This is a genomic window from Shinella curvata (assembly GCF_022899935.1).
GTDB classification, from domain to species: domain Bacteria; phylum Pseudomonadota; class Alphaproteobacteria; order Rhizobiales; family Rhizobiaceae; genus Shinella; species Shinella curvata.
Map to the genome: position 1 here is coordinate 383,704 of NZ_JALJCJ010000007.1, position 18,286 is coordinate 401,989.

Here is an 18,286-nt window from a genome sequence, read left to right on the forward strand (position 1 = left end):
AAACCTCCTCGGCGACCCGGAGAAGGGGGAAACCTCGCACGACGGGGGTGTCACGCCCCGCCGCTCCACGCCTCTTTCGCCCCTGCCGTACGTTTCGGCAGACACGAAAGCGCCTCCTCCCGCCCGCATCGACACGTTACGCGATCCGTCCGGCGGCGGAAGGACGTTCAGGATAGGCGACGTTGTGGGGGCGGGGAAAATTGGGGGGTAAAGATGTGGTTGGGTGGGGTGGAGTCGCGTTTGTTTTTGGGCGAGCCCTTTCGGAAAGCCAGCCCTGCAGCGGCCTTTTGGCGAAGCGTCTTTCGGTTAACTGGGTCTCTTTGGGGCACGCCCTCATCCTCCCCTCTACGTCATCCTCGGGCTTGACCCAAGGATCCATGCCACAAGCTGGGCCGTGCGGATGGGTGGATCCTCGGGTCAAGCCCGAGGATGACGGAGGAGAGATTCGCGCGTGTCGCGGGGAGACGCGGCGAGTGGGAGAAAGGTGGAGGGAGATCGGAGGAGAGGAATGCGGGACATCCTCCGCTCCGCAGCCACCCTCACTTCTTCTTCGTCGCGCTCTCGCTGCTTTTCACCTGCGATCCAAGCGTCGGCGGGGCCTTGGCGGCCACCTTGTCCTTCTTGGGTTTGCGCGTTTCCTTGTTGCTGCGGACCTGCCCTTTGGCCATTGCCGTAACCCCTTTTGATTGATGGGAGACCATAACCTGCTCATCCCAGGGGGAAAGCAAGGCTTATTTTGGACGGCGCCGTGCTTGTCCTGTTTTTCGTGCGCGCGGCATGCGGCCCGACCGGCTGCCTGCGTTTGCAATCTCCAAAACGCCGCTTACATAGGACACAACGAAGCCGCCTCGCTGGCGGTGTCCTTGCCCGGTTTGCGGGCCTGAAAGGTCCATCGATGAGTGAACACAACCCCTACGCCTCCATGCACGCCACGACGATCATCACCGTCCGCAAGGACGGCAAGGTGGTGATGGCGGGCGACGGCCAGGTGAGCCTTGGCCAGACCGTCATGAAGAGCAATGCGCGCAAGGTGCGCCGTCTCGGCAAGGGCGACGTGATCGCCGGTTTTGCCGGCGCGACGGCTGACGCCTTCACGCTGCTCGAACGGCTGGAAGCCAAGCTCGAACAATACCCTGACCAGCTGATGCGTGCCGCCGTCGAGCTTGCCAAGGACTGGCGCACCGACCGGTATCTGCGCCGGCTCGAGGCGATGATGCTGGTGGCCGACAAGACCGTCACGCTGGCGCTGACCGGCAATGGCGACGTGCTGGAGCCGGAACACGGCACCATGGCGATCGGCTCGGGCGGCAACTACGCCTATGCGGCGGCGCGCGCGCTGATGGACAGCGACAAATCGGCCGAAGAGATTGCCCGCAAGGCCATGCAGATTGCCGGCGACATCTGCGTCTACACCAACCACAATTTCGTGGTGGAGACGCTGGATGCCGCTTGATCCCCGACGGATCGGTTTTTCCCCGGTCGGGGAGGAGCATTACCCGCTGCTTCGTGCATGGCTGGAAACGCCGCATGTGCGCGAATGGTGGGGCGATCCGCAGGAGGAAATCGGCTTCATCAGGGCCATGGTGGAAGGCAGGGACACGACCCGTCCCTTCCTCATCCAGCTGGATGGCGAGCCGGTCGGCTATATTCAAGTCTGGTTTCTCGGCCATCACCAGAACGAGGACTGGACGAAGGACAATCCCTGGCTCCTGGAGCTGCCGCGGGACGCCGTCGGCGTCGATCTGTCGATCGGCCATGCCGACAAGCTTTCCATCGGCGTCGGCTCCGCGGCCCTTGCCGCCTTCGTTTCCCGTCTTCGCAGCCTTGGCCACGAGACCATCATCATCGACCCCGATCCCACGAATGTCCGTGCGGTTCGCGCCTATTCGAAAGCCGGCTTCCGGCCTGTCGAAAGCCTTCTGGGCCGCACCGGCGACGACGTGCTGATCATGCAATTCGACCCGAAAGCGAACGAGAGATCATGACCAACTTTTCCCCCCGCGAGATCGTCTCCGAACTCGACCGCTACATTATCGGCCAGCACGACGCCAAGCGCGCCGTGGCCATCGCGCTCAGGAACCGCTGGCGCCGCCACCAGCTTGCGCCCGACCTGCGCGACGAGGTGATGCCGAAGAACATCCTGATGATCGGCCCGACGGGTGTCGGCAAGACGGAGATTTCTCGCCGTCTCGCCAAACTCGCCGGTGCGCCCTTCGTCAAGGTCGAGGCGACCAAGTTCACCGAGGTCGGTTATGTTGGCCGCGACGTCGAGCAGATCGTGCGCGACCTCGTCGAGGTCGGCATCGGCCTGGTGCGCGAGAAGAAGCGCTCCGAGGTGACGGCCAAGGCCCATGCCAATGCCGAGGAACGCGTGCTCGACGCGCTGGTCGGCGCCACCGCCTCGCCGGCGACGCGCGACAGTTTCCGCAAGAAACTGCGCAACAACGAACTCGACGACAAGGAAATCGAGGTCGACGTCGCCGATACCGGCACGCCCGGCGGCTTCGAGATCCCCGGCATGCCGGGCGCCAATATCGGCGTGCTGAACCTGTCGGAAATGTTCGGCAAGGCGATGGGCGGGCGCAGCAAGAAGGTCAAGACGACGGTCAAGGACAGTTACAAGATCCTGATCGACGACGAATCCGACAAGCTGCTCGACAATGAGCAGATCCAGCGCGAGGCGATCCGCTCGGCCGAAAACGACGGCATCGTCTTCATCGACGAGATCGACAAGATCGCAGCCCGTGACGGCGGCATGGGCGCGGGCGTCTCCCGTGAGGGCGTGCAGCGCGACCTGCTGCCGCTCGTCGAGGGCACGACGGTGGCGACGAAATACGGGCCGGTGAAGACGGACCATATCCTCTTCATCGCCTCGGGCGCCTTCCATGTCTCCAAGCCCTCGGACCTCTTGCCGGAACTGCAGGGCCGCCTGCCGATCCGCGTCGAGCTGAAGGCCCTGACCAAGGAGGACTTCCGCCGCATCCTGACGGAGACGGAGGCGAGCCTGATCCGCCAGTACAAGGCTCTGATGGAGACCGAAAGCGTCGAGCTCGATTTCACCGAGGACGCGCTGGATGCGCTGGCCGACGTAGCCGTGCAGCTTAATGCAAGCGTTGAAAACATCGGCGCCCGCCGTCTTCAGACGGTGATGGAACGGGTGCTCGACGAGATCTCCTTCGAGGCGCCGGACAAGGGCGGCAACAAGCTGCTGATCGATGCCGACTACGTGAAGAAGCATGTCGGCACGCTGGCGGCCAACACCGACCTGTCGCGCTACATCCTGTGACCTTTCGGCACCGGCGACCCATTCGGCGTCGCCGGTGCCGCATTTTTGATGGGCGGCCCCTCGACAGAAGAGGCGACGCGGCCTAGGCCTTTGCCCGCGCTGGCATCATTCCGACACGATTGTCTTGCATCGGTCCCCGCCATCCGCCCAGAGATTCGATCAGACAGGAACCGCAACCGTGCGTCAGCTCATCCCTGTGTTTGCCCTTGCCGCCACGCTCGTCTTGCAGAGCCAGACCACGGTCATGGCGATGGACGTGGTGCCTGAAGGCAACCGCAATGCCGAGCAGCCGGCGATTCCCGGCGCCTCCGTGCGCCGTACCAAGGCGGGCAAGACCTCCTTCGACGCCAAATACGAGAAGGTGCGCGATCTCCTGGCGAGCGATGGCCAGCTGACGAGCAAGATCAAGTCGACCGCCGCCAAATACGGCATCGCCCCGATCCACATGGTCGGCGCCATCGTGGGCGAGCACACCTACAATGTCGACGCCTATGATCGGCTGCAAAGCTATTACGTGAAGGCGGCCTCCTATACCGGCAGCTTCCGTTTCGCCTATGACGGCGAGAATGTCGCCGACTTCGTCGCGCGGCCGGAATTTGCCAAATGCGCCGACAAGAAGGGCTCCTATGCGCTGTGGACCTGCCGTGAGGGCGTCTGGAACCGGACGTTCAAGGGCGAGACGGTCGGCGGAAAATCCTTCCCGAACAACCGCTTCAGCGCGGTGTTCTTCCAGCCCTTCTATGCCGGCCAGACTTTTGGCCTCGGCCAGATCAACCCGCTGACGGCGCTGACCTTGACCGACGACGTCGCACGCATCTCCGGTTACGACCGTCTCGACGAGAACGATGCGGCCGATGTCTATCAGGCGATCATGGATCCCGATATCTCGCTCGCCTATATGGCAGCGTCCATCCGCCGCTCGATCGATGCCTATAAGAAGATCGCCGGCGTCGACATTTCGAAGAATCCGGGCGTAACCTCGACGCTCTATAATATCGGCAACCCCGACGCGCGCGCCGCCGCCTTTGCCGCACGCCGCGCGGCCGGCGAGGTGACCTGGCCGGAAGAGAACTATTACGGCTGGCTGGTCAACGACAAGCTGGCGGAACTTCAGGGGCTGCTCTAGGAAGTTAGTTCCGAGAACGCGGCAGAAAGCGTTCTGCTCTTTTCGCCATGCTACCGCTCCGATAGCATAGGCACATGGATATTTTGGAATGGTTTTCCAACTGGTACAAGTCCCAATGCAACGGCGATTGGGAGCATGGATTTGGTGTGTCGATCAACACTGTCGACAATCCGGGTTGGTCGATAAAAATCGATCTTACAGGGACGGACTGCGACGGTCGATCGCTTGATCGGACCACGTACAATTATGATCATGAAACTGATTGGTGGGTGTGTTGGACCGACGACAACGTGTTTCATGGTGCTGGCGGTCCGCTTCATCTCCATTCGCTTCTCACGATGTTTCGAAACTGGGTGATGAACGCTCAATAAGAATTTGATCTGCTTTCCGCTGCGCACTTTTGCTGGACTGCTCTAAGTTTCGCCCACCTCTCGGCCCAACTTGTGTAGGGAGCCGATCACAAGGAGGCAGATGATGGACATGCGTCCCGAGCCGTTCGAACCGCCGGCGCCGATCCCGCGCACGGTGCCGCCGTCGAAGCTCGAGATCATCAGGACGGTTTTCCGCAATCCGCTCGAACTGTGGGGCGAGCCGTCCTATACGCTGCCCTGGATCATGACGAGCTTCTTCGGCGAGAAGACGCTGATCGTCAACGATCCCGGCCTCATCAAATACCTGCTCGTCGACAATGCCCAGAACTACAAGATGGCGGTGGTGCGCCAGCTTGTGCTGCGGCCGATCCTGCGCGATGGTCTTTTGACGGCGGAGGGTGCGGTGTGGCGCCGCTCGCGCAAGGCGGTGGCGCCGATCTTCACGCCGCGCCATGCCAAGGGCTTCGCGACGCAGATGCTGGCGCAGTCCGAGCTTTATGCCAGGAAATACGAAGGCGCCGAGGGCACGGTCTTCGATATCGGCAACGATATGACGGAGCTCGCCTTTTCGATCCTCTCGGAAACGCTGTTTTCCGGCGAGATCGTCACCGCCTCCAACAATTTCGCCGATGATGTGGATGACCTCCTGCACTCCATGGGCCGGGTCGATCCGATGGATCTGCTGCGCGCGCCCTCTTGGGTGCCGCGCGTGACGCGCATCGGCGGTCTCCGGGTTCTCGGCAAATTCCGAAAGATCGTACGCGATACGATGGATCTGCGCTTGAAGCGCATGGCGGCGGACGATGGCGATGCACCCAACGATTTCCTGACGCTGCTGTTGCGCGCGGCCGGGCCGGACGGGCTGACCATGGAGGAGGTGGAGGACAATATCCTCACCTTCATCGGCGCCGGGCACGAGACGACGGCCCGTGCGCTTGCCTGGACGCTCTATTGCGTCGCCAATTCCCCGCATGTGCGCGACGCGATGGAGGCGGAGATCGACCGCGTCGTCTCAAGCGGTGCCGATCCCGTCGACTGGCTGGATTTGATGCCCTGGACGCGGGCGGCTTTCGAGGAGGCGATGCGGCTCTATCCGCCGGCGCCCTCGATCAACCGCGAGGCGATTGCCGACGACCGCTGGACGAGTCCGTCCGGCGAGGTGGTCGAAATCCCCCGCGACGTCACCATTCTCGTCATGCCCTGGACGCTGCATCGCCATGCGCTGCTCTGGCAGAAGCCGCGCGCCTATATGCCGGAGCGCTTCCTGCCGGAAAATCGCGAGGCGATCCACCGCTTCCAGTACCTGCCCTTCGGAGCGGGGCCGCGCATCTGCATCGGTGCGACCTTCGCCATGCAGGAGGCGATCATCGCGCTCGGTGTGCTGATGCACCGCTTCCGCTTCGACATGACCGAGGACACGAAGCCCTGGCCGGTGCAGCGCCTGACGACGCAGCCGGCTAACGGGCTGGCGTTACGGGTGCGGGCTCGTCCCCGCGCTTCTTCGGCTTCTTGATCGTCTTGATCGAGGCGCAGGTCGCTTCCGGGTTCTTGCAGGGCTGGTAGATGACGATCTCGCTGCCGCTGCCGTCATCCCATACTGCCTGCACGGCAATCGTCTGGGCCTCACCCGGCTTCAGGTTGAGGTAGAGCCAGTTCTGGCTGTCGTCGGACGGCAGGTTGAAGGGCAGTTCCGGATCGCATTTCGCCATCGGGAAGGTCTTGTCGAGCGTGTCGGAATTGATCGAGTAGCGCACTTCCTTCAGCCGGCAATGCATGGTCTGCAAGGCGGTGAAATAGATGAGCTGCTGGCCGGAGAATTCGCGGAACTGCACCCAGCCGGTCTGCTTGTTGGCATCCAGCATCGCCTTGTAGATGGAGACATCGGGGATCTGCGCCTTGTATTCCTCCTCGCCGTCCTCCTGGGCATGGGCTGGCAGGCCGGCGGCAACGAGTGCGGCGCCAAGAAGAAGGCGCGCCAGAAGCGGCCGCCGGATGGAGAGTTCAATCACTGCAAGGCTCCTTGTTCTTTCACCTGATGTCGCCGGCGGGATGGTGGCATTCGGCTTGGACATGCAATAACACCATTCCACACCCGCTTTGAAAAGAGCCAGGCCCTTTTGACAACAGACGGGGCGGCATTCGGAAGAATTCTCGTGGCAGATCATTTGTTACTCGGCATCGATACCGGCGGCACCTATACGGACGCCGTGCTCTACAGCGAAACCCGGGGCGTCGTCGCCCGCGCCAAGGCGCTGACCACGCGCCACGACCTAGCGGTCGGCATATCAGGCGCGGTAGAGGCGGTGCTGGCCGAGGCGCAGGTGCCGGTCGCGGCCATCGGCCTCGTGTCGCTGTCGACGACGCTTGCCACCAATGCTCTCGTCGAAGGGCAGGGCGGCCGCGCCGGCCTCGTGATGATCGGTTTTTCGCCCGACGATCTCAAGCGCGACGGGCTTGCCGATGCGCTCGGCAACGATCCCGTGCTCTTCCTGCCCGGCGGCCACAATGTGCATGGCAACGAGACGCCGCTCGACATGACGGCACTGGACGAAGCGCTGCCGCAGCTGTCGCAAACCGTCTCCTCCTTCGCCGTTGCCGGCTATTTCGCCGTGCGCAATCCGGCGCATGAGCAGCGGGTGCGCGATCGCATCCGCGCGGTCTCGCACCTGCCCGTCACGTGCAGCCACGAGCTCTCCTCGAAGCTCGGCGGCCCGCGTCGCGCCCTGACGACGCTGCTCAACGCCCGCCTGATCTCGATGATCGACCGGCTGATCGGCGCCTGCGAGGACTATCTCCAGCGCCGCGGCATCCATGTGCCGATGATGGTGGTGCGTGGTGACGGCGCGCTGATCTCGGCGGCGGAAGCGCGGCTGCGGCCGATCGAGACCATTCTCTCCGGCCCGGCGGCAAGTCTTGTCGGCGCGCGCCATCTGACGGGCCTCGACAATGCCGTCGTCTCCGATATCGGCGGCACGACGACCGACGTGGCAGTGCTCGACAATGGCCGGCCGAAACTCGATGCGGAAGGTGCCGTCGTCGGCGGCTATCGCACCATGGTGGAAGCCGTCGCGATGCGGACTTTCGGGTTGGGCGGTGATTCGGAAGTGCGCATCAACGACCGCGGCCTCAAGGCGAAGATCGATCTGGGGCCGCGCCGCTTCATGCCGCTCAGCCTTGCCTCGCACCTGCATCCCGAGGCGGTGGTTTCCGTGCTGGAGCGCCAGCTGCGCGCGCCGCATATGGGCCGCCATGACGGGCGTTTTGCCGTGCGCACCGGCGTGCCGGAGCGGCTGGCGAGCGGCCTGACGGCGCAGGAACAGGCGCTCTACGACAAGATCGGCGCCACGCCGTTGCCGCTTGATGGCCTGCTGCTCTCGACGCCGCAAAAGGCGACGCTCGACCGGCTGGTTGCGCGCGGCCTCGTGCATATCTGCGGCATCACGCCATCGGATGCCATGCATGTGCTGGGTGGGCAGGGGCAGTGGGATGCCGTGGCCGCCCGTCTCGGCCTCGAACTTGCCGCCCGCACCAAGGACGGCACCGGGAAACCGATCGCCGAGACGCCGGAAGCGCTGGCCCGCACGCTGGTCGACCGTCTCACCCGCCAATCGGCCGATGTCATCCTCTCCGCCTGCCTTGCCGATGACGGCGTGGGCGCACTCGATCCGGCCAACTCCATCTCCATCGACCGGGCGCTGCACCGCGTTCCCGGCATCGTGAAATTCCGCATCGCGCTCGACCGGCCGCTGGTCGGCCTCGGCGCCTCGGCACCGGTCTATTATCCCGCCATCGCCGAGATGCTGGGCGCGGTCTCCTCCATCCCCGCGGATGCCGGCGTGGCGAACGCCGTCGGCGCCGTCGTCGGCCAGGTGCGCAATGCCGTCACGGTCTTCGTCACCCAGCCGGAAGAGGGTATCTTCATCGTCAACGGTGCGGGCGACAGCGTACGCCTCATCGACGAGGAGAAAGCCTTCTCGCTGGCCAAGGAGCGGGCGATGACGGCAGCGTTGCAGGCGGCGCGTGCCAACGGGGCGGACGAGCCGGTCGTGACCCTGTCGGAGGCCATCGATGCGCCTGAAGTCGAGGGGTCGCGCAAGCTGATCGAGGCGCGTTTTACGGCCACCGCCAGCGGCCGGCCACGCATCGCGCAGGAAGGATAAGTAGGATTTATTCCCGAGCGGAATAAATTCTTTATGTCCTTGCCGAATTGACTATGAATGAAACCTCCGGAAAGTGGGACCATTCGGGATACTCCCCTTATCCCGCCATTCGGAGCCTTTTCAGATGACCTATACCGAAAAAGCCGGTCTTTCGATCGACAGCGCCCTTTATTATTTCATCGTCACGGAGGCCCTTCCTGGCACGGGCGTGGATGCGGAGTGCTATTTCGCCGATTTTTCCGCCATCGTGCATGATCTGGCCCCGGAAAACCGCGCCCTGCTCGCCAAGCGCGATGCGCTGCAGGAAAAGATCGATGCCTGGTATCGCGAAAACGGCGCACCCGTCGATATGGCGGCCTATGAAGCCTTCCTGCGCGAGATCGGCTACCTCCTGCCCGAGGGCGGCGACTTCAAGGTAACGACCGACCATGTCGACCCAGAGATCGCCAGCCTCGCCGGCCCGCAGCTCGTCGTTCCCGTCATGAATGCGCGTTATGCGCTGAACGCCGCCAATGCGCGCTGGGGCTCGCTCTATGATGCGCTCTACGGCACGGATGCCATTCCGGAAACCGACGGCGCGGAAAAGGGCAAGGGCTACAATCCCGTGCGCGGCGCCAAGGTCATCGCCTGGGCGCGCGGCTTCCTCGATGAGGCTGCGCCGCTTACGGGCACGTCCTGGCGCGAGGCGGCCGGCCTTGCCGTCGAGGGCGGCAAGCTCGTCGTCGCGCTGGTCGGCGGGGGCAAGACGGGTCTTGCGGATGAAGCGAAGTTCGCCGGCTTTGTCGGTGAAGCCGCCGCACCGACGCGGGTTCTCCTGCGCAACAACGGCCTGCATATCGAAATCCGCGTGGATGCGACGACGCCGACCGGCAAGGACGATGCGGCGCATATTTCCGACGTCGCGATCGAATCGGCGCTGACCACGATCATGGACTGCGAGGATTCCGTCGCCGCCGTCGATGCCGAGGACAAGGTCGTCGTCTATCGCAACTGGCTCGGCCTGATGAAGGGCGATCTGTCGGAAGAAGTCGCCAAGGGTGGCAAGACCATCACGCGCCGGCTCAACCCGGACCGCGCTTACACCGCGCCGGATGGCTCGGCCGCGTCGCTGCGTGCCCGTTCGCTGATGCTGGTGCGCAATGTCGGCCACCTCATGACCAATCCGGCGATCCGCGACCGTGATGGCAACGAGGTGCCGGAGGGCATCATGGACGCCATGGTCACCGCGCTCATCGCGCTGCATGACGTCGGTCCGAATGGCCGCCGGCAGAATTCGCCTGCCGGGTCGATGTATGTCGTCAAGCCGAAGATGCACGGCCCCGAAGAGGTCGCTTTCGCTTCGAAGTTGTTTGGCCGCGTCGAGGCCGCCGTCGGCATGGCGCCCAACACCATGAAGATGGGGATCATGGACGAGGAGCGCCGCACGACCATCAACCTCAAGGAAGCGATCCGCGCCGCCAAGGAGCGCGTCGTCTTCATCAATACCGGTTTCCTCGACCGCACCGGCGACGAGATCCACACCTCGATGGAAGCGGGTCCGATGATCCGCAAGGGCGACATGAAGCAGGCCGCCTGGATTTCCGCCTATGAGAACTGGAACGTCGATATCGGTCTCGCCTGCGGCCTGTCGGGCCATGCGCAGATCGGCAAGGGCATGTGGGCCATGCCGGACCTGATGGCCGCCATGCTGGAGCAGAAGATCGCCCATCCCAAGGCCGGCGCCAACACCGCCTGGGTTCCCTCGCCGACGGCGGCGACGCTGCACGCGACGCACTATCACAAGGTCAATGTCGCCGAGGTGCAGGCCTCGCTGCGGTCGCGCCCGCGGGCAAAGCTCACCGACATCCTTTCCGTTCCGGTCGCGGTGCGGCCGAACTGGACGCCGGAGGAAATCCAGCGCGAGCTCGACAACAATGCACAGGGCATCCTCGGTTATGTCGTGCGCTGGATCGACCAGGGCGTCGGCTGCTCGAAGGTCCCCGATATCAACGATGTCGGCCTGATGGAGGACCGCGCGACGCTGCGCATCTCCGCCCAGCACCTCGCCAACTGGCTGCACCACGGCGTTATCACCAAGGATCAGATCCTCGAAACGATGAAGCGCATGGCCGCCGTCGTCGATGGGCAGAATGCCGGTGATTCGCTCTATCGCCCGATGGCTGGCAATTTCGACGGCTCGATCGCCTTCCAGGCTGCCGTCGAGCTCGTGCTTGAGGGCCGCGCGCAGCCGAACGGTTATACCGAGCCGGTCCTGCACCGCCGCCGCCTCGAGCTGAAGGCCGCTGCGGCCTGATGTGCCTTCCGGCAAGGCGGTTGATCGCCTTGCCGTTCAATGCCCCAAACGAAAGAAGCCGCCGGATTGCTCCGGCGGCTTCTTTATATACAGAGACTGTCGTCTGCTTACTGCTGGACGACGACGCGGGCGCCCTTGCCGGGGCGGACGCGGCTGTAGAGGTCGATGATGTCCTGGTTCATCAGGCGGATGCAGCCCGACGAGGCGGCCGTGCCGATGGAGGCCCATTCCGGCGTGCCGTGCAGACGGAACAGCGTGTCCTGGCCCTTCTCGTTGAAGAGGTACATGGCGCGGGCGCCGAGCGGGTTCTTCAGGCCCGGCCCCATGCCGTCCTTGACGTAACGTGCGACTTCGGGCTTGCGGTCCGCCATTTCCTTCGGCGGATGCCAGTTCGGCCATTCCTGCTTCCAGGCGATGTAGGCTTCACCCTGCCACGCAAAGCCGGACTTGCCGACGCCGATACCGTAGCGCACGGCCTTGCCGCCGGGCAGCACATAATAAAGGAAGCGGTTCGGGGTGTTCACGACGATCGTGCCGGGCTTCTCGCTGGTGGCGTAATCGACGATCTGGCGGTGGAACTTGGTGTTCACCTTGCTGATCGGGATCGCCGGCAGGGCATAGCCGTTGTCCTCGACAGCGCCGTAGTCCGACGTGAAGATGGCATTGGTCGCCACCTTTTCGCCCGGAAGGGAGGACGAGGAGCAACCAGCGAGCGTGACGGCTGCTGCGAGGCCGCACAGAAGGAGGGCATTGCGGAAGCGCATGAGATTCTCTTGTAAAGGAATTAAGAAGTTCCGGGATGCGGAAGCTTTCATCGATTATGGTTTATTTTCGATTAAACCAGTCAATGCAAGTCTGCGCGCCGCGGCGCGGGCGTAAGCGAAGGCAAAAAGCTGCCGGATTGTTTTTTTGCAACAACAATGCCGGCGTCCCGCCGCTTTCGCTCAGCCCCGACAATGCCAAGCACGCCACCGTGCGCTGTTCAATGCCCTTGCAGCGCATCGTGCCCGAGCCGCACAAGAACAGATTCGCGCAGTTAACAGAGTCTTTTTCTCGCCGCAGTTTTGCCCGCTGTCTTAACGTTTTCCGGCAGGGCCGAATCGATTTCGCGGGATCGGCCGCTAGAATGTGATTCGCGAGGTTTGACCGATGACGATCGTTTCGATTCACAACGACAATCCGCTGCTCGACGGCCGCCAGTCCGATCGTGCCATGATGGTGCGCCGCGGCGTGCAGCGCATGCTGATGGAGATGCGCCACGCAGTGCTGCCGGAGCTGACGCTTGCAAGCGGCCGGCGCGCCGATCTCGTCAGCCTGTCGGACAAGGGCGAGATCTGGATCGTCGAGATCAAGACGTCGATCGAGGATTTTCGCGTCGACCGCAAGTGGCCCGACTACCGCCGCCACTGCGACCGCCTGTTCTTCGCGACCCACAAGGACGTGCCGCTCGATATCTTTCCGGAGGAGTGCGGCCTCATCCTCTCCGATGGTTACGGTGCGCACATGTTGCGCGAGGCGCCAGAGCACAAGCTGGCCGCCCCGACGCGCAAGGCCGTCACCTTCGCCTTCGCCCGCGTCGCGGCGGGCCGGCTGCTGCTGGCGGAGTTTGCAATGGATTCGCGCCGCGACGGGCCGGATATGTCGGCGATCGTCTCCGGGCGGCGCGACGAACCGGCGTAGTTGTTGATTCTGTACCGCGCACTGTCAGCCGGAAATTGAGGGAATCTTTATTTTCAGGATCTCAACCCATCGATTGGGTTGACCCAGAGCATGATCGCGCAATCGATCCACGACATGTTCTGGGTCCCATACAGCAGCACATTCCAGCCCGATGCAGTCTGCCAAGGATGCTGGCCGCTCATAATTCTGAGCGGCAAACGAGGAGTGGTAGAGAAAAAGACGGTCTCTGTTATCTTGCTTGTAGAAGAATGGCTCTTCAGCATTCTCGGGCGTCAATGGCCTTGAGCCAATAACGGGCCAGACCCCTCTGGTGACCGCGTAATTGGATACGGCCAGCCTAAAGGCAACGGGGAGCCTTGGAATATCCTCCATCGAGATGGTTTCTGTGAAAATGCCATCGAAGAAGACGATCACTGGCTCACCAGCAACCTGCGCATAACAATGTTGACTATCGCCAAGATCGATCTGCAGAATATCGCCTATCCTACGCCGTATTCTCTTGCTTGCCATTGCTATCCCTTTTCAGCGCCCTGGGCGTGATAGCTTGCCTATTTCGGCGCGCGCTTGGCCAGAATACGCTGGAGCGTGCGGCGGTGCATGTTGAGGCGGCGGGCCGTCTCGGAGACGTTGCGGTCGCACATCTCATAGACGCGCTGGATATGTTCCCAGCGCACGCGATCCGCCGACATCGGGTTTTCCGGCAGCTCGACCTTTTCGCCGGGGCGCTGCGTCAGCGCGGCAAAGATGTCGTCGGCGTCGGCGGGCTTGGCGAGGTAATCGACCGCGCCGAGCTTCACCGCATTCACGGCGGTGGCGATATTGCCGTAGCCGGTCAGCATGATGATGCGCGTGTCGTCGCGGCGCTGGCGGATGGCCGAGATCACGTCGAGGCCGCTGCCGTCGCCGAGGCGAAGATCGACCACGGCATATTTCGGCGGGTTGGTCTTGGCCTTGGCAATGCCCTCGGCGACCGATTCGGCCGTATCGACGGCAAAGCCGCGTGTTTCCATGGCGCGGGCCAGACGGCGCAGGAACGGCGCATCGTCATCGACGAGAAGAAGCGAGGGATCCGGCCCGATATCTTCCGGTGCGGTCTGCGGTTCGTTGTTTTCAGCCATTTTTCGTCTTCCGTCGCGGATTTTTGTCCATTCTTGATCGGGATCAGCTTATCACCCCTAAGGGTGCGCCGGTAAAGTCATTTCACGCCCTTTGCCTCCATGCGGGCCCGCGGCCAATCGACCGAGACGCGCGCACCCGGCTGGTCGCCCGTGCGGTTGCCGAAGGTCAATTTGGCGCCGGAGCGCTCCAGCAGCGTCTTGGCGATGAAGAGGCCGAGCCCGAGCCCGCCCGCCCGCTCGTCCTTTTGCCGCTTGGTGACATAGGGATCGCCGATGCGCTGGAGAACGTCCGCCGCATACCCGTCGCCATCGTCCTCGATGACGATGGTCACCTTATCCGGCGTATGGCCCACGGTGACGGTCACCGCCTCGCGGGCATGGTCGACGGCGTTTTCCATGAGATTGCCGAGACCGTAGAGAATGCCGGGATTGCGGTTGCCGATCGGCTCGCCCGCGCGGTCGCCGTCCTCGACGAGGTTGAGCGTGATGCCGAATTCGCGGTGCGGTGCCAAGACCTCCTCCATCAGCGAGGAGAGCGGCAGCACACGCATATGGGCTTCGTCTTCCGTCGAGAGCGTGGTCAGCCGGCGCAGAATGTCGCGGCAACGTTCGCTCTGGCTGCGCAGGAGCTGCACGTCTTCCTTGAAGCGCTCGTCGCTGCCGAGTTCGCGCTCCATCTCGCGCGCCACCACGCTGATCGTGGCGAGCGGCGTGCCAAGCTCGTGGGCGGCGGCGGCGGCAAGGCCATCGAGCTGCGAGAGGTGCTTTTCGCGCTGGAGGATGAGTTCGGTTGCCGTCAGCGCGTCGGAAAGCTCCTTGGCTTCCTGGGACACCCGATAGGAATAGAAGGCGGCGAAGGCGGTGGTGGAGACGATGGCGAACCAGAAGCCCGCCGTCAGCACCGGCGGAACGACGAGCAGCGTGCCGACATACCAGGGCAGCGGGAAGGGCGTGAAGGCGAGCGCCGTGATGCCGGCGACGGCAAGCCCGCCGAGCGTCAGGCTGAAACGGATCGGCTGGAGCGACGACGAGATGATGACGGGCACGCAGACCAGCGGTGCAAACGGATTGGCAAGGCCGCCGGTAATGAACAGCAGCGCCATCAGCTGGCAGAGATCGAAGGCAAGCAGCGTGAAGGCGGAGGCGGGCGTCAGCCGGTGCGCCGGGGCAAAGCGCACGGCAAGGAAGAAATTGACCGCCGCAAGCAGCGCGATGAGCACCGCGGCAGGCAGGAGCGGCAACGGGAATTTCAGCCAGAAGGCGACGACGAGCACGCTGATCGACTGGCCGGCGACGGCAAGCCAGCGCAGGCGGATCAGCGTTTCCAGGCGCAGCCGCCGGCCGGAGCCCTCGAAGTCGATATCCTGATAGAATGCCATGATGCGTCCCTTCTCTTCCGTCATGTGCCGCGCGGCTTGGCGCGCGTCGTCGGCATGGCCTCGGCCGGGTCCTCCGGCCAGGGATGTTTGGGATAGCGCCCGCGCATGTCGGCGCGCACATCCCGCCACGAGCCCGCCCAGAAACCGGGCAGGTCGCGGGTCGTCTGGATCGGCCGCTGGGCCGGCGACACGAGCTCCAGCAGCAGCGGAAGCCGCCCGCCGGCAACGGACGGATGCTGCTTCAGCCCGAACAGTTCCTGCACGCGGATCGCCAGCACCGGCTCGTCGCCATCATAGCGGATCGGATGGCGCTGTCCCGTCGGCGCCTCGAAATGGGTGGGCACCAGCTTGCCGATATCGCGCTGCACGTCGTAGGGCACCAGCGCCATCAGCCCATCGTGCAGGCTTGCCGCCGTGATGTCGTCGATCCCACGGGTGTTTTCCTGGAAGGGTGTGAACCAGGTGTCGAGCGAGGCTAGCAAGGCGTCATCGCTGGTGTCGGGCCAGGGCGCGCCGAGCGAGCGATGCAGGAAGCCGATGCGGTCGCGCAGCTGCGCCGCCTCGCGGGAAAAGGGAATGGCTTGCAGGCCGAGCTGGCGAATGCCGTCGGCCAGCGCCTGCGCCGCCTTTAACCCGGACGGACGCTTGAGCGGCGTCTCCTCCAGGATCATCGCGCCGAGGCGCATGACCCGGCGTGCGCGCACCTGCCGGCTCGCCCGGTCGAAGAGGCACTGGTCCTCGCGTACGATCCTGTCGGCAAGCTCGGCTTCGATGGTCGCGCGGTCGATTTCGGCGGCGGCGAGAATGCGCTGCCGTCCGGCCTGGCCGGTGAGGTCGGCGACGACGATCATGTCGGCGCCCGCCAGCCGCTCGGTCTCCGGCACTTCGCCGCCACGGCCGTTCGCCATGACGAAACGTCCCCGGCCGCCGCGTTGCAGAGCGATGCGGTCGGGAAAGGCATGCAGCAGCAGTGCGCCCGGCGTGCTCGTTGATCCGCCTTTGGCCGCGCCAAAACCCTCGGCCATGCGCTGGGCGAGTTTTCGCGCCGCATCGGCCCGTTCGCCGCGCTCCTGGGAGAAGCGGCGCAGGCGCTCCTCGATATCGACCGAGGGGCCGCCCAGCCCCTGTTCGGTGAGAAGCACGGCGAGCCGCGCCGCCGCCGCCTGCTCGCCGGTTTCGGCGGCCGACAGGATCATTGCGGCGAGCCGCGGTGGCAATGCCAGTTCGCGGATGCGCTTTCCCGACGGCGTCAGCGCGCCGCTGTTATCCAGCGCACCGAGCAGGCGCAGCAGGTTACGGGCCTCTTCCACCGCAGCCATCGGCGGCGGATCGACCAGCCGCAGCGTCGCGGGATCGGCGACACCCCAATGGGCGACGTCGAGCATGAAGCCGGAAAGATCGGAGGACAGGATCTGCGGCGGCGTGAAGGCCGGCAGCGCCGCCGTCTGGCCGGCATGCCAGAGACGGATCGCCACGCCGGGCTCCGTTCGCCCGGCGCGACCGGCGCGCTGGTCTGCGGAGGCGCGGGAGACGCGCACCGTTTCCAGCCGCGTGATCCCGGTCGCCGCCTCGAAGACCGGCAGGCGCTGCAAACCGCTGTCGATGACGATGCGAACGCCGTCGATGGTGATGGAGGTCTCGGCGATCGAGGTTGCCAGCACGATCTTGCGGGTGCCAGCGGGCGCGGAGCGGATCGCCGCGTCCTGTTCTTTCTGGCCGAGATTGCCGTAGAGCGGCACTACAGTCGTGTCGGCGCCGAAGCGGCCCTCGAGCCGCTCGGCCGTGCGCGAAATCTCGGCCTGTCCCGGCAGGAAGGCGAGGATCGATCCGCTTTCCGCGCGATGCGCCTCTATGATGGCGCGCGCCATGCTGTCTTCTATACGCTCGCCGGCGGGCCGGTCCTGATAACGGATCTCGACGGGATAGCTGCGTCCATCGCTGACGATGGCGGGCGGATGGTCGAGCAGCGTGGATACCCTGTCGACATCAAGCGTCGCCGACATGACGACGATGCGGAGGTCCTCGCGCAAGGCAGCCTGCACGTCGAGCGCCAGCGCCAGCCCGAAATCCGCATCGAGCGAGCGCTCGTGGAATTCGTCGAAGAGAACGGCGGACACACCCGCCAGCTCGGGATCGTCGAGGATCATCCGGGCGAAGACACCCTCCGTCACCACCTCGATGCGCGTCTTGGCGGAAATACGGTTGTCCAGCCGCATGCGATAACCAACGGTCTCGCCTACCTTCTCCCCGAGCAGTGACGCCATCCGCCCGGCCGCCGCACGTGCCGCAAGGCGCCGGGGTTCAAGCAGGATGATCCTGCCATCGCCGCGCCAGGTCTGTTCCAGCAGGTAAAGCGGCACCAGTGTCGTCTTGCCGGCTCCAGGTGGCGCCGAGAGCACGGCGCGCGTGCCGACGGAAAGGGCGGCTCCGAGGTCGGGCAGCACATCCGTTATCGGCAGTTTCGGCATGGTCTCTGATATCGATGCCATGATCGGTCTGCATATCCCTATATATAAAGAGGGGGCCGACGACGCCGGAACCGCTCTCTTTCCGCCTGAATAGCCCGCCGGGGAGGCCCGGAAAAGAGCCGGGAGAGTGGGTTGATCTCCCGAAAGCACGTTATGCGGTGCAGGCAGAAAGTTTTACCACCTGGACAAGATTTCAAATTGCGGAAACGCAGGTTTTCAGCCGGTTACGCCCTTCCCCCGTCCGTGTCTCATTAAATAAACGAACAAAATCAATTACTTGTCGATTTTCTCTTTTTTTATGAAATCGGCTGTTGACGCCCAGAATGAGTGGGCCTATAACCCGGCCATCGAACGAGAGCGGCGGCGCTTCTGGCGGCCGACGAACTCGCTCTAAGGTTTCCTGAT

The 18,286-nt window shown here is 64.0% G+C and carries 18 protein-coding genes; 10 read left to right on the plus strand and 8 right to left on the minus strand.

Annotated elements, in window-relative coordinates:
* Positions 1 to 539 precede the first annotated feature (539 nt).
* Entirely contained in the window at positions 540 to 668 is a 129-nt protein-coding gene (locus MUU55_RS29195; protein ID WP_280519103.1) for a hypothetical protein, read from the minus strand.
* A gap of 227 nt (positions 669 to 895) precedes the next feature.
* On the opposite strand from MUU55_RS29195, the gene hslV reads away from it, so the two are divergent.
* From hslV to MUU55_RS24935, 6 genes are all read left to right on the plus strand, one after another.
* The gene (gene hslV / locus MUU55_RS24910; protein WP_244763472.1) at positions 896 to 1,453 is read left to right on the plus strand and encodes an ATP-dependent protease subunit HslV; all 558 of its coding nucleotides are present in this window, start codon (positions 896 to 898) and stop codon (positions 1,451 to 1,453) included.
* Positions 1,443 to 1,985: a GNAT family N-acetyltransferase gene (locus MUU55_RS24915; RefSeq protein ID WP_244763473.1), complete on the plus strand. Its 543-nt coding sequence runs from the start codon at positions 1,443 to 1,445 to the stop codon at positions 1,983 to 1,985. The genes hslV and MUU55_RS24915 overlap by 11 nt, the downstream gene beginning before the upstream one ends.
* Entirely contained in the window at positions 1,982 to 3,286 is a 1,305-nt protein-coding gene (gene hslU, locus MUU55_RS24920) for an ATP-dependent protease ATPase subunit HslU (RefSeq protein WP_244763474.1), read from the plus strand. The genes MUU55_RS24915 and hslU overlap by 4 nt, the downstream gene beginning before the upstream one ends.
* A gap of 178 nt (positions 3,287 to 3,464) precedes the next feature.
* A complete protein-coding gene (locus MUU55_RS24925; protein WP_425314229.1) occupies positions 3,465 to 4,412 on the plus strand; it encodes a DUF1402 family protein in 948 nt (315 codons plus the stop codon).
* Positions 4,413 to 4,486: 74 nt separating this feature from the next.
* Positions 4,487 to 4,783: an immunity 53 family protein gene (locus tag MUU55_RS24930; protein WP_244763475.1), complete on the plus strand. Its 297-nt coding sequence runs from the start codon at positions 4,487 to 4,489 to the stop codon at positions 4,781 to 4,783.
* 103 nt (positions 4,784 to 4,886) lie between these two features.
* Positions 4,887 to 6,296: a cytochrome P450 gene (locus tag MUU55_RS24935; RefSeq protein WP_244763476.1), complete on the plus strand. Its 1,410-nt coding sequence runs from the start codon at positions 4,887 to 4,889 to the stop codon at positions 6,294 to 6,296.
* Here the strand turns inward: MUU55_RS24935 and MUU55_RS24940 are convergent.
* The gene (locus MUU55_RS24940; protein ID WP_244763477.1) at positions 6,241 to 6,792 is read right to left on the minus strand and encodes a hypothetical protein; all 552 of its coding nucleotides are present in this window, start codon (positions 6,790 to 6,792) and stop codon (positions 6,241 to 6,243) included. The two genes, MUU55_RS24935 and MUU55_RS24940, sit on opposite strands and share 56 nt — an antisense overlap.
* 144 nt (positions 6,793 to 6,936) lie before the next feature.
* On the opposite strand from MUU55_RS24940, the gene MUU55_RS24945 reads away from it, so the two are divergent.
* The gene (locus tag MUU55_RS24945) at positions 6,937 to 8,943 is read left to right on the plus strand and encodes a hydantoinase/oxoprolinase N-terminal domain-containing protein (protein ID WP_244763478.1); all 2,007 of its coding nucleotides are present in this window, start codon (positions 6,937 to 6,939) and stop codon (positions 8,941 to 8,943) included.
* Between the two features lie 124 nt (positions 8,944 to 9,067).
* The gene (locus MUU55_RS24950; protein ID WP_244763479.1) at positions 9,068 to 11,236 is read left to right on the plus strand and encodes a malate synthase G; all 2,169 of its coding nucleotides are present in this window, start codon (positions 9,068 to 9,070) and stop codon (positions 11,234 to 11,236) included.
* Positions 11,237 to 11,343: 107 nt separating this feature from the next.
* On the opposite strand, the gene MUU55_RS24955 is transcribed toward MUU55_RS24950, so the two are convergent.
* The gene (locus MUU55_RS24955) at positions 11,344 to 12,000 is read right to left on the minus strand and encodes a L,D-transpeptidase (RefSeq protein WP_244763480.1); all 657 of its coding nucleotides are present in this window, start codon (positions 11,998 to 12,000) and stop codon (positions 11,344 to 11,346) included.
* Between the two features lie 35 nt (positions 12,001 to 12,035).
* Between MUU55_RS24955 and MUU55_RS24960 the strand changes: the two genes are divergently transcribed.
* Entirely contained in the window at positions 12,036 to 12,368 is a 333-nt protein-coding gene (locus tag MUU55_RS24960) for a hypothetical protein (RefSeq protein ID WP_244763481.1), read from the plus strand.
* A 17-nt stretch (positions 12,369 to 12,385) separates the two neighbouring features.
* The gene (locus tag MUU55_RS24965; RefSeq protein WP_244763482.1) at positions 12,386 to 12,916 is read left to right on the plus strand and encodes an MmcB family DNA repair protein; all 531 of its coding nucleotides are present in this window, start codon (positions 12,386 to 12,388) and stop codon (positions 12,914 to 12,916) included.
* A 24-nt stretch (positions 12,917 to 12,940) separates the two neighbouring features.
* Here the strand turns inward: MUU55_RS24965 and MUU55_RS24970 are convergent, their stop codons facing one another.
* The 5 genes from MUU55_RS24970 to MUU55_RS24990 form a co-directional block, all read right to left on the minus strand.
* Positions 12,941 to 13,426: an immunity 26/phosphotriesterase HocA family protein gene (locus MUU55_RS24970; RefSeq protein ID WP_244763483.1), complete on the minus strand. Its 486-nt coding sequence runs from the start codon at positions 13,424 to 13,426 to the stop codon at positions 12,941 to 12,943.
* A 38-nt stretch (positions 13,427 to 13,464) separates the two neighbouring features.
* Complete coding sequence (locus MUU55_RS24975) at positions 13,465 to 14,034, minus strand: ActR/PrrA/RegA family redox response regulator transcription factor (RefSeq protein WP_244763484.1); 570 nt, start codon at positions 14,032 to 14,034, stop codon at positions 13,465 to 13,467.
* A 77-nt stretch (positions 14,035 to 14,111) separates the two neighbouring features.
* Positions 14,112 to 15,413: an ActS/PrrB/RegB family redox-sensitive histidine kinase gene (locus MUU55_RS24980; protein ID WP_244763485.1), complete on the minus strand. Its 1,302-nt coding sequence runs from the start codon at positions 15,411 to 15,413 to the stop codon at positions 14,112 to 14,114.
* A 20-nt stretch (positions 15,414 to 15,433) separates the two neighbouring features.
* Positions 15,434 to 17,902, minus strand: coding sequence for an ATP-dependent helicase HrpB (gene hrpB, locus MUU55_RS24985; RefSeq protein WP_244763486.1), 2,469 nt, complete (start codon positions 17,900 to 17,902; stop codon positions 15,434 to 15,436).
* A gap of 172 nt (positions 17,903 to 18,074) precedes the next feature.
* Positions 18,075 to 18,286, minus strand: a 212-nt coding sequence (locus tag MUU55_RS24990; protein WP_244763487.1) for a hypothetical protein, incomplete at its 5' end; no start/stop codon positions are given.

Bases quoted from the DNA above. Each gene is read 5' to 3' on its own strand.
- MUU55_RS29195 (WP_280519103.1), bottom strand. From the start codon at position 668: ATGGCCAAAGGGCAGGTCCGCAGCAACAAGGAAACGCGCAAACCCAAG.
- hslV (WP_244763472.1), top strand. From the start codon at position 896: ATGAGTGAACACAACCCCTACGCCTCCATGCACGCCACGACGATCATC.
- MUU55_RS24915 (WP_244763473.1), top strand. From the start codon at position 1,443: ATGCCGCTTGATCCCCGACGGATCGGTTTTTCCCCGGTCGGGGAGGAG.
- hslU (WP_244763474.1), top strand. From the start codon at position 1,982: ATGACCAACTTTTCCCCCCGCGAGATCGTCTCCGAACTCGACCGCTAC.
- MUU55_RS24930 (WP_244763475.1), top strand. From the start codon at position 4,487: ATGGATATTTTGGAATGGTTTTCCAACTGGTACAAGTCCCAATGCAAC.
- MUU55_RS24935 (WP_244763476.1), top strand. From the start codon at position 4,887: ATGGACATGCGTCCCGAGCCGTTCGAACCGCCGGCGCCGATCCCGCGC.
- MUU55_RS24950 (WP_244763479.1), top strand. From the start codon at position 9,068: ATGACCTATACCGAAAAAGCCGGTCTTTCGATCGACAGCGCCCTTTAT.
- MUU55_RS24955 (WP_244763480.1), bottom strand. From the start codon at position 12,000: ATGCGCTTCCGCAATGCCCTCCTTCTGTGCGGCCTCGCAGCAGCCGTC.
- MUU55_RS24960 (WP_244763481.1), top strand. From the start codon at position 12,036: ATGCGGAAGCTTTCATCGATTATGGTTTATTTTCGATTAAACCAGTCA.
- MUU55_RS24965 (WP_244763482.1), top strand. From the start codon at position 12,386: ATGACGATCGTTTCGATTCACAACGACAATCCGCTGCTCGACGGCCGC.
- MUU55_RS24970 (WP_244763483.1), bottom strand. From the start codon at position 13,426: ATGGCAAGCAAGAGAATACGGCGTAGGATAGGCGATATTCTGCAGATC.
- MUU55_RS24975 (WP_244763484.1), bottom strand. From the start codon at position 14,034: ATGGCTGAAAACAACGAACCGCAGACCGCACCGGAAGATATCGGGCCG.
- MUU55_RS24980 (WP_244763485.1), bottom strand. From the start codon at position 15,413: ATGGCATTCTATCAGGATATCGACTTCGAGGGCTCCGGCCGGCGGCTG.
- hrpB (WP_244763486.1), bottom strand. From the start codon at position 17,902: ATGGCATCGATATCAGAGACCATGCCGAAACTGCCGATAACGGATGTG.